The organism is Salinivibrio socompensis S35 (assembly GCF_000513715.1).
In the GTDB taxonomy this organism is placed as follows: Bacteria; Pseudomonadota; Gammaproteobacteria; order Enterobacterales; family Vibrionaceae; genus Salinivibrio; species Salinivibrio socompensis.
This window is the reverse complement of sequence record NZ_AQOD01000145.1, coordinates 1-10,648: the sequence shown is the minus strand read 5'-3', so window position 1 is coordinate 10,648 and position 10,648 is coordinate 1. Positions and strand designations below refer to the sequence as shown.

Sequence of the window (10,648 nt, the reverse complement as noted above, 5' to 3'; positions counted from 1 at the left end):
TTACTGGTGCCGAGTACCAAGCCTACTTGCCGTTAGGCAATATGTCGACATCTTTGTAGACACGCCCTTTAGCATTAAGCGTAATTGCAATATCGCTGGTGGCCATGAGGACAACAGTAAGGGCGATGAGTATAATCAATATCATTATCGCCTGACGAGTGAGGCGCCGGAGAGCATGGTGCGCTTTATCCCTTTTCTTTGACGGACTGCACTCGATGATAGCGGGTGCGGCAAGTGGGTGGAATATTAGCAAAAAAAGCGCCTGAGTAGGCGCTTTTTTCTGTCAGTCTTTAGTTAAAATGAGGTGCGCTTGTAAGCCCGGTATTCGGGCGACCAAAAACTCTCCTCGATACGCTTTTTCAGTGCCTCATCAGACAGTTCAGCCGCGATACCTTCCTTAATCGCTTCTTTGGCAACCGCGAACGCAATTCGTTTGGATACGTGAGTAATGTCCTCCAGCGGCGGCAACAGGGCGCCGATACCGCGCTTCGCCAGGGGAGAGCACTCAGACAGTGCTCGCGATGAAGCCATCAGCATGCCATCGGTGACACGAGAGGCACCGACAGCTAATACGCCAAGACCGATCCCAGGGAAAATATAGCTGTTGTTACACTGTGCGATAGGGAAGGTTTTCCCGTTATCTAAACGGACAGGCTCAAACGGACTTCCCGTCGCAACCAGCGCCTGGCCATCGGTCCAACGCAAAATATCAAATGGCGTTGCTTCGACCCGACTGGTTGGGTTAGACAGGGGAAAAATGATCGGACGTGGGCAGGTTGTATGCATCGCTTTGATCACATCTTCAGTAAATAGCCCTGGCGCACCCGACACGCCGACGAGGACGGTCGGTTTCGCATTTCGAACCACGTCTAACAGCGAGATGTTGCTATCTTCTAGCTGCCAATCTGATAGCGCACCGCTTTTTTGTACCAGCTTTTGTTGGAAATCGAGCAGGTTTGGCATCGCATCCACTAATAGGCCCCAGCGGTCGACCATATACACACGAGAGCGAGCTTGTTCATCTGAAATGCCTTCCGAGACCATTTGTGCAATGATGGCTTCGGCGATGCCACAACCGGCAGATCCTGCGCCTAAGAAGGTGATCCGTTGCTCAGACAACTTAGTGCCTGCTGCTTTACACGCGGCAATTAATGAGCCCACGGTGACGGCTGCGGTCCCTTGAATGTCATCATTAAAGCAGCAGACCTTGTCTTTATACCGCTCCAGGATTGGCATGGCATTCTTTTGCGCGAAATCTTCAAATTGGATTAAGGCTTCTGGCCAGCGGCGTTGTACCGCTTGGATAAACTCTTCAATGAATGCATCGTACTCTTGGCCACTAATTCGAGTGTGGCGCCATCCCATGTACATAGGGTCAGAGAGCCGTTGTGGGTTGTTTGTCCCGACGTCCAAGACAATGGGGAGGGTATAAGCCGGGCTTATCCCGCCGCATGCGGTGTACAGCGATAGCTTACCAATCGGGATCCCCATCCCCCCGATCCCCTGATCGCCCAACCCTAAAATGCGTTCGCCATCGGTGACGACAATCACTTTGACATTATGGCGCGAGGCATTGTTTAAAACATCATCAATGCGATCACGGTTTGGGTAGGAAATAAACAAACCACGACCGCGACGATAAATACTGGAAAAGCTCTCACACGCGGCCCCGACCGTCGGGGTATAGATAATCGGCATCATCTCGGTGATGTGGTTCGATACCAGTCGGTAAAACAGCGTTTCATTGGTGTCTTGAATATTTCTGAGGTAGATATGTTTATCAATGTCGTTTTCAAAACGTTGGTATTGCTGGTAGGCGCGCTCTGTTTGTTCTTCAATGCTTTCTATCGCATCTGGCAATAGCCCTTCTAAGTTAAAGAATTTGCGCTCTTCGACACTGAATGCGTTACCTTTGTTTAACAAGGGCGTTTCGAGTAAGGCTGGTCCCGCGTAGGGGATATAAAGAGGACGTTTTTGGTTATTCATGAATGATCAGACTCGATATTTCTTTTCGTTGGATAGAGATGACGAATGTTGGGCGTTATCATAGGCCTTCATGGCGTTTAATGTCCTTTGCCGAACGCGTTTGTGCGTGACGCGGCGGCGATAGCCCCAAGCGATTTGTAATAAGGGGTAAAGTTTAGTCATGAATGGTGACCTAATTCAACTTTTTTACCGCATTGTGTGGCGTGGGTTTAGATCACATACATGATCAGAATTGCGCAAGAGAAGGCCGAGGCGTCTATACTTGGTATATTGGTTGCAACAGCCAAGTTAAAATCAACTGGTCGGTGGCCGTCACACGGTGGCCGTCAACAATCGACTGAAAGCGAATAATAAGATGTTGGCTGTACACATTTAATGGAAGGTAAAGAGAGGTAGTCCAATGAAGTCACTTATCGCCGCCAGCTTGCTGGTTTTTTCAACCACGACACTCGCCGCTAATTTAAGCGATTTAGATTATATTACTGAGGTGTATCCCCCGTTCAATTATGAAGAGCGTGGTGAGTTAAAAGGGATTGCGGTTGATTTTCTCGAGGCCGCCACTAAAGCGGCGGGTGAACCGATTAGCCGTGATCAAGTGAAACTGCAACCGTGGGCGCGTGGCTATGCGACTGCTTTGTCTGATCCAAATACTGTCCTTTTCTCAACCACGCGCACCGATGAGCGTGAAGATAAATTTAAATGGGTTGGACCGATTACTGATACCAAAATTGTGGTTTGGGCGCCGAAGAGCAAGGGGATAACGATCAACAACGCGAGTGATTTCACTAATTATAAAGTTGGTGTGGTGCGTGACGATGTTGGTGAGCATCTATTGCGTTCTATGGGCGTGGATCAAAGTGTACTGCGCTTGTCACCAAAGCCAGATTTATTGGCAAAGCAGCTAGCCGCGGGCCGGGTCGATATGTGGGCTTACGAAGAAAACGTGAGTGCGTATATCATGAGCCAGAGCAATATTGATACGAGCCAGTTTGAGGTGGTACATGTGTTAAACGAATCTCAACTTTACTACAGCTTGAGTAATAACACACCAGACAGCTATGTTGAAAAACTCCAAGCGGGCGTTGACCAAGCGATCATGGACGGCACGCTCGATGAGATAAAAAATAAGTATAAGTAAAGCGTGCTGATAGAACGACAAAACGGGTGCGTAAAGCGCCCGTTTTTAGTTTGCTCGCCCAAATATGAACGGTTAGCCCAATATGAACGGTTAGTCGCGAAAATTCTCAAACTGAAAAGGTTGCTCAAAATCGCTATCTTTGATCAATTGAATAACCGCCTGTAAATCGTCACGCTTTTTACCGGTAACGCGCACTTGCTCACCCTGAATTTGTGTTTGTACCTTCATCTTGGCATCTTTGATGGCTTTGGTGATTTGTTTCGCCACTGGCGTCTCTATGCCGTTTTTGAACTTCACCAGTTGTGAAAAGCTCTTGCCGGAATGGACCATTTCCTGACTATCCATCGCGCGTGCATCGACGCCTCGCTTGGCCAAGTTGCTGCGGAGCATATCCATCATTTGATTAACTTGAAAATCAGCCTCAGCAATCACTTTTACGGCTTCTTTATCCAAGTCAAAACTGGCTTCCACACCACGAAAATCAAACCGTGTTGCCAGTTCTCGATTGGCATTATCAACGGCGTTCTTGAGTTCAACTTTGTCAATTTCAGACACAATATCAAACGAAGGCATAGTCTTATCCTGGTTGGGGGCATGCACTGGACATACCCATGATCAATAAATGGTTATATATTTTTTCTCGCCGTGACAGCGTTAGCCAGCTGTGCCAACAGATGCTCGGTATCTTCCCAGCTGAGGCAAGGGTCGGTAATTGACTGGCCATAGATGCGTGACTCGGCATCTCCCATTGCTTGATTACCTTCTTGTAAAAAACTCTCAGCCATAATGCCCGCAATCGCTTGCTCGCCATGTTGAATTTGTGCAGCGATATTGGCACACACTTCTAATTGACGATGATGCTGTTTTTGGCAATTACCATGCTAAAGTCAACCACAAGCTTGGCGGGTAAGCCAAAATCAGCTAGCGTCTTCGCGGCTGCCTGCACATCGTGCGCGTAATAATTCGGTTGATGCCCCCCGCGCAAAATAACATGACCGTCGGGGTTACCAGCGGTGCGATAAATCGTCATGGCGCCGTGTTTGTCCGGCGAGCAGAAAAGGTGCGATTCACGGCTCGCACGAATGGCGTCGACGGCAATACGAATATTACCATCGGTGCCATTTTTAAATCCAACGGGGCTTGAGAGGCTGATGCCATCTCGCGATGGATTTGCGATTCGGTGGTTCGCGCCCCAATCGCGCCCCAGCTGATCAAATCAGCAATATACTGACCGGTAATCATATCGAGAAATTCGGTAGCAGTCGGGAGGCCCGTTTTATTGATATCGAGCAGTAACTCACGCGCAGTGAATAGCCCGGCACGAATATCACCGCTGCCGTCGAGGTGGGGGTCGTTGATTAGACCTTTCCAGCCGACAACCGTGCGCGGTTTTTCAAAGTAAGTGCGCATTACCACCAATAATTGGTCGGTATATTGATCGGCAAGGGCTTTGAGTTTTGCTGCATAATCACGCGCCGCATCCGGATCATGAATCGAGCAAGGGCCAACAACCACTAATAGCCGAGAATCCTGGCCATTGAGAATATCGCTGATAGCGCGCCGTGCGGTGGTAATATGGTGAGCAACACTGTCGGTGATGGGATGGGCAGCTTCCACCTCTGCAGGCGTAGGCATGGTATCAACCACGCGGGTTCGAAGCTCGTCAGTTTTCAGTGGCATAGAGGACAGCCTTCCTCACATTTTTATCTGTTGCGAAGCCAGTAAGATAGCAAAAAAAGCGGCCTGTGAAAGCATCAATGTGATATCTGTTGGATTTTTTCTTCCAGGGCTGGAAGGTGTCACGCCCACCGATAGGTTACGCGTGACCATAATTGCAGCGCTATTATATGACCCTGTCACTCACTCTCGTCAATCTGCACTTGCACTACCCAGAACTACGATGAACAACTCAACGTTAGATCTTTGTCTTCATCTGCGGGACGTTGTGCGAGGTGGGCAAGTGACGGGTGTGCATCAAAGGGCGCCGATAACACAGTGATAAGATCGTGCGTAGGCTGCATGTCACCTTGCTCTGCGGCATCAATGGCTTGCTGAGCCAAATAGTTACGTAAAATAAACCGAGGGTTTGTTGCCTGCATACACTGAAGTCGCGCGTGCGAGTCAAGGTGATGAACACGCTGATGGTACTCACTAAGCCATTCACTCAAGCTATCGGTGTCAGCGATGAGCTCAGAAAACTGACTGAGGGTTTGTGCGGTGACGAGTAAATCGCTTTCAATTTCACTGAGTCGGCGAAAGAAGAGGGTGTAATCTGCCCGATTGGTCTCCAGCAAGGCAAAGAGCGCATTAAACAAACGGCTATCACCTTGCTGTGCGTCCGGTAGGCCTAATTTATCACGCATGGCTTTGCTGTATGCCACTTGTAAATGCTGTTCATAGCCGCCGAGAATGTCGTTGATCACCTCACTGTCGAGCAACGGCGTGAACGCGTAGCCCAATGCCGATAGGTTCCAAAGTCCAATGGCGGGTTGTTGGTTGAACGCGTAGCGTCCGGTGTAATCGGTATGATTGCAAATATTGCTGGGGTTGAAATCATCCAAAAAGGCATAAGGGCCATAGTCAAAGGTTTGACTCAGAATCGACATGTTGTCGGTATTCATCACCCCATGGTTAAAACCGACCGCTTGCCATTTGGCGATCATTTCTGCTGTACGCTCGACGATTTCTTGCAACAATGCCGCATACGGTTTCTCGGCATCGGCAAGCTCAGGAAAGTGGCGTGCAATCACATAGTCAGCTAGCGTGTGTAATGCGTCGTGCTGTTGGCTGTAAAACAAATACTCAAAATGGCCAAAACGGACATGGCTTTCCGTGATTCGGAGTAAGGTTGCGGCAGTCTCGATGCGCTCGCGCATGACCGGCGTGTCGCTGGTGGCCATGGCAAGCGCCTGAGTAGTTGGGATGTCAAGCCCGCGCATCGCGGCACTGGCTAAATATTCACGCAGCGTTGATCGCAGCACGGCTCTGCCATCGCCATGGCGGCTATACGGTGTTTTACCCGCGCCTTTTAGGTGCCAATCCCACAGTGTTCCGGTGTCATCGCGCCATTCTCCCAGTAACACACCACGTCCATCACCTAGCTCTGGATTGTATTGACCAAACTGATGCCCTGTGTATTTCATGGCAAAAGGCGTACGGCCGGCCAAGGGTTGCTCTGCCGATAATAACGCGCGAAAGGTATCGCTTTTGATGTCGGCATCGGTTAAGCCGAGTTTTTCCGCCAATGTGGCGTCGTAGGTCAAAATCCGTCCGTTCTCGAGCGGCGTGGGTGTGACGGCTTTGCCGAATGCGCTGCCCAACTGGCTAAAACTAAACCGAATATTTTCACCATTAAATACTGCCATGTGTCCCCCTTGGTTGCTCTCGTTAGCCTAACAGGGTGACGGTGACTAACAAGAGACAGAAAGTAAGGGTATTTTTTCTACAACTGGTGAGATCAGCAACGCATCTAAGGTGTAAATTGCGTATACTCATGGGCATTATTTTTTATCGTGTTGATACAATGATTAAACTAGGCCAATTTAATACGCTCACCGTCGTCAAACAGGTAGACTTTGGCGTGTTCCTGGATGGTGATGACTTCGGCAATATCCTCCTCCCAAAGCGTTATGTCCCACAGAATACACAACTTGGTGATGACCTTGATGTGTTTATTTATTTCGATTCTGAAGATGACATCATTGCGACCACAGAAATGCCGTATGCCCAGGTCGGTGAATTTGCATCGTTGCGGTGTGTGGGCGTCAATTCAGTGGGCGCGTTTGTCGACTGGGGGTTGAGTAAAGACCTGCTGGTGCCGTTTAGCGAGCAACGGACGCGCATGGAAGAAGGCAAACCGTATGTTGTGCGTATTTATACCGACAAGGCGTCAGGGCGTATCGTTGCGAGTCGTAAATTTAACAAGTTTATTAGTGATGCGCAGCCCAAAGTAGAGAAGGGTGACAAGGTTACGGTACTGATCACGGATAACACCGATTTAGGCTACAAGTGTGTGGTCGATAATCAACACTGGGGGCTGATTTATCGCGCTGAAGCGTTTGGTAAGCTGTTTATTGGTAAAAAGCTCAGCGCCTACGTCAAACATGTGCGTGACGATGGTAAAATGGATTTGTCGCTACAAAAGCCAGGTAAAGCCCGTGTCGACGAATTGGGTGACAAAATCTTACAAACGCTGGAAAAGAAAGACGGCTTCTTACCTCTTAATGATAAAAGCTCGCCTGACGCTATTTTCGCCTTATTTCGCACCAGTAAAGCGACCTTCAAAAAGACATTGGGTGGTTTATATAAACAGCGAAAAATCCGGATTGAACACGATGGAATTTACTTGATCGGGTCTGAATAGCGATAGAACGATTGCGTGACACTGTCACTTGATACAAACAAAAAAATGCCCGGTACGTCCTCTGTTCCGGGCTTAGGGAAAAGGCTCACGAGAGCCAGATGCAAATTTAACGCTTATTTCACTAAAGTGTAGTCTATCAGTAGCGTATTGCCAGCGCGTGAGTGTGTTTTGTCATCTTTGCCATTGAACGCGATGTGCGCAACAACGATATAAGGGCATCAGGCATCATCTTAGGTCCGTGATGCCCTGATGCCCTGATGCCCTGATGCTCATGGCTTGGGAATGGGGGTCTGCCATGCCTTCCACGCTTGTTTACCTTCTTTGTGAAGTAAAAAATGGTGTTGATCTTGAGCGATAGGCTGAAGCGGTTGGTCGTCAGGGGTTGAGAAAGCAACTCCGCCTTTAAGCAAGCTATCAATGGTACCGCTTTTTAAATCGGCACCGGTTAACCCAATCGATACATCGACCCCCGACTGGTTCCAAAACACAGAATTCTCGCGAACTAAGTAGGTATATTCGGGGGCGATGTGTAATTCGAACAAAACGCGATCGGCGAGTTCGCCGAGTGTCACTGTAGCGACGGTACCGACTTCTATCTCTCGATAGAGTACGGGCGTCCCCGTGGTCACTGAATGGCGCGCATCACTCTCTAGGATCAATGTGAGTCCTTGCGGGTACTTAGGCGTATCATGAAGGATAAACTGCTGAGAAAATTCCCCTCGGCCCGGCTCGACGGAGATATACGTACCAAATAAGGAGTCTAAGTTTTCGGTTTTGGTCAGACTTAATACGGGCTGCGTCAACCAGAAATAACTCCCTTGACGCGCCAAGGGTTGTTATATTTCGGGTAGAGCCGTGCTTGTATACGGACCTGCTCTTGGCTGAAATTTGGCGACATATCGATCACTTCGCCAACATCGACACCTTGATAGCGAATAGCACTGCCTATTTTTATCCCATTGGCTTGGTTTACCGTCAACGTAATATCAACGCCGTATTGGGCCGCTTCTTGTCTGGAAGGGTAGAGCTTCCACTCTCCCTGGCGTTGATTACTGATCCCTGGCATATCGGCAAACGCGATGCCGCCGTTGAGCAGTGAACGTACCGAGCCTGTGTTAATTTCGACGCCACTTAAATTGGCTTTGATATCCAGTCCAGATTGATTCCAAAAGACTGTGTTGCGATGAATTAAATGCTTGTATCGGTTACTGACGGCAATGGCAATCGTGACACTCTGACCGTTTAATTGGTAACCCTCCACCTCACCGACGATAAAGTTCCGATACATGACAGGGCTGCCTTCGCTAATACTGGGTAAGCGATCAGCCACAAGCGTAAAGCGTGTTTGCCCTTGTGTGTTTTGCTTGGCGTGTTTCGCCTGGATCGATGAGGTATAAAGCGGGTAGGAGTCATTGACGCCTTTGGCACCTTGGCTAGTGAAGCTAAGTGCCGGATCGGCGATTTGTTCCATCGCAGGCACAACCACATCAAGCCCTTCACCCGAGAGTTGACCGGTAATGCCGCCGAGAATGAAAAATTGCGACGCTTGTTTTACCAAATGACGATGTTTTGGGTCGATGACCACATCTATTGTGACATTGTCACGTTTATTTAAGCCGATGTGGTCAATAAAACCGACCTGGATGCCTCGATGTAACACTTTTGTGTGCTGCTTAAGGCCATAAGCATCGTCGGCGGTCAAGGTGACGGTCAATGCATTGTCTTGTTGCTTACGTTGTTGGTGCTGAGTGCTTGCGGTAAAAAGGTGGCCCGCCTTGACGTGGGCTGCGTCCGCTGAGCCAGGCTCGATAGATAAATAATTGCCAAGTACGAGGTTGCCGATGTTTTTTAAGCCATCAAACCCGATTTGTGGTTGCTCGATCCGTATGCGTGTGTCTTGGCTCAATAGCCAGGTCATGCTGGGGTCGAGTTTGGCGGTGGCGATAGGATCAGGGTGGCTTTCAGTCATATCAATACGTGTAATTTCACCGACTTCTAACCCTTGATAAGTGATGCGTGTACCTTGACCTGGCAGGCCATGATCTTGGGGCAAGGCGATTTTTATAGCGTGCCCTCGGGCGGCATGGGCGAGGCTAGAATATAATTGAAATGGCTGAATCGCATCGGATTGTGCGCTGTCAGCTGGGGAATCGAAAGCAATGCCTCCTGCAATTAAGCTTGCGATACTATCCAACTCGAGTTCGATGCCTGAGGCATCGAACCGTGTTTTCAGCCCACTGACCGACCAAAAACGTGTCTTTTCTTTCAGTAGGTGTGCGAACTGAGGTTCAATCAGCGCAGAAAGTGTCACGCCTTGCGCGTCAGTGTCGAGGCGATAGCTATAAACCTCGCCCACGTGAATTTTGCGGTAATAAAGCGGCGATCCGACATTGAGTGAGCGAGGGTCGGTGCCTTAGCTTTACGGTGGTTCCTGCCTTTTCTGCCATATCTGTCGGCGGCTCATCGCGGGCGGTAAAGGTCAGGCGAGGCTCGCCGTCTCCTGGCTGCAGCGCGATATAGTTCCCCGATACTAAGGTTTCTAAGCCACTGATCCCCGTGATGGAGGCGCGAGGTTTGACCAGCCAAAATTGGGTACCAGATGTTAAAAGCTGCGTGGCTTCCGGATAGATGTTGGCATCGACATAAATACCATCAAGATCGTCAGCCAAAGTAATGTTGCGCACCTTTCCGATCTCTAGCCCTTGATAGCGGATAATGGTTCGTCCAGCTTCCAACCCTTGGGCATCACTAAAGAGAATTTGGATCCGTTGTCCGGCTTCATTGATTGACTGAAACACCAACCATGCGGCTAAACCCAGAGCCAGTATAGGGAGTATCCATAGTGGAGACAGCCCATACGTGGTTTTAATGATCGGTGAAGGTAGGTCGTGTCTGTCGCTCATGATGATCCCATATCAAACGCGTATCAAGAAATTCGGTGGCGAGCATGGTTAATACCACGACGATGCCAAAAGCGATGGCGCCCGGCCCGGGGGTAAAGTCAATAATACGTCCACGATCGACTAAGGCGACCATAAATGCAATCACGAATAAGTCCATCATTGACCATTTGCCAATCCACTTAACGCCACGATATAGCCACATATGTTGGCGAGGGGTGATGGCAGTGCGGCGCCGAAAACTGATTAATATTAATCCTA

At 49.2% G+C, this 10,648-nt stretch carries 10 protein-coding genes and 1 pseudogene; 3 read left to right on the top strand and 8 right to left on the bottom strand.

Annotated features, from left to right (window positions below):
* A partial coding sequence (locus DZ54_RS25575; RefSeq protein ID WP_205619413.1) for a hypothetical protein occupies nucleotides 1–202 on the top strand: 202 nt, incomplete at its 5' end.
* Between the two features lie 92 nt (nucleotides 203–294).
* Here DZ54_RS25575 and DZ54_RS0114735 read toward each other — a convergent pair.
* Nucleotides 295–1,986, bottom strand: coding sequence for an NAD-dependent malic enzyme (locus tag DZ54_RS0114735; RefSeq protein WP_025674904.1), 1,692 nt, complete (start codon nucleotides 1,984–1,986; stop codon nucleotides 295–297).
* 400 nt (nucleotides 1,987–2,386) lie between these two features.
* Between DZ54_RS0114735 and DZ54_RS0114730 the strand changes: the two genes are divergently transcribed.
* Nucleotides 2,387–3,124, top strand: a complete 738-nt coding sequence (locus DZ54_RS0114730; RefSeq protein ID WP_025674901.1) for a substrate-binding periplasmic protein — start codon at nucleotides 2,387–2,389, stop codon at nucleotides 3,122–3,124.
* A 90-nt stretch (nucleotides 3,125–3,214) separates the two neighbouring features.
* Here DZ54_RS0114730 and DZ54_RS0114725 read toward each other — a convergent pair whose 3' ends face one another.
* The 3 genes and pseudogenes from DZ54_RS0114725 to DZ54_RS0114715 form a co-directional block, all read right to left on the bottom strand.
* A complete protein-coding gene (locus DZ54_RS0114725) occupies nucleotides 3,215–3,697 on the bottom strand; it encodes a YajQ family cyclic di-GMP-binding protein (protein WP_025674899.1) in 483 nt (160 codons plus the stop codon).
* A 53-nt stretch (nucleotides 3,698–3,750) separates the two neighbouring features.
* Nucleotides 3,751–4,804, bottom strand: a pseudogene (locus DZ54_RS22185) (3-deoxy-7-phosphoheptulonate synthase).
* A 215-nt stretch (nucleotides 4,805–5,019) separates the two neighbouring features.
* Nucleotides 5,020–6,489, bottom strand: coding sequence for a protein adenylyltransferase SelO (locus tag DZ54_RS0114715; protein ID WP_025674896.1), 1,470 nt, complete (start codon nucleotides 6,487–6,489; stop codon nucleotides 5,020–5,022).
* A gap of 158 nt (nucleotides 6,490–6,647) precedes the next feature.
* Between DZ54_RS0114715 and DZ54_RS0114710 the strand changes: the two genes are divergently transcribed.
* Nucleotides 6,648–7,487: a CvfB family protein gene (locus DZ54_RS0114710; RefSeq protein ID WP_025674894.1), complete on the top strand. Its 840-nt coding sequence runs from the start codon at nucleotides 6,648–6,650 to the stop codon at nucleotides 7,485–7,487.
* Between the two features lie 269 nt (nucleotides 7,488–7,756).
* On the opposite strand, the gene DZ54_RS26315 is transcribed toward DZ54_RS0114710, so the two are convergent.
* The 4 genes from DZ54_RS26315 to DZ54_RS22175 form a co-directional block, all read right to left on the bottom strand.
* Complete coding sequence (locus tag DZ54_RS26315; RefSeq protein WP_240474026.1) at nucleotides 7,757–8,290, bottom strand: MlaD family protein; 534 nt, start codon at nucleotides 8,288–8,290, stop codon at nucleotides 7,757–7,759.
* The gene (locus tag DZ54_RS26310) at nucleotides 8,287–9,843 is read right to left on the bottom strand and encodes an MlaD family protein (RefSeq protein WP_240474025.1); all 1,557 of its coding nucleotides are present in this window, start codon (nucleotides 9,841–9,843) and stop codon (nucleotides 8,287–8,289) included. Before DZ54_RS26310 ends, DZ54_RS26315 begins: the two co-directional genes overlap by 4 nt.
* On the bottom strand, nucleotides 9,827–10,390 hold the full coding sequence (locus tag DZ54_RS26305; protein ID WP_240474024.1) for an MlaD family protein: 564 nt from the start codon (nucleotides 10,388–10,390) through the stop codon (nucleotides 9,827–9,829). The genes DZ54_RS26310 and DZ54_RS26305 overlap by 17 nt, the downstream gene beginning before the upstream one ends.
* The coding region (locus DZ54_RS22175; protein ID WP_037354734.1) for a paraquat-inducible protein A at nucleotides 10,353–10,648 on the bottom strand (296 nt) is incomplete at its 5' end. The genes DZ54_RS26305 and DZ54_RS22175, both read right to left, overlap by 38 nt.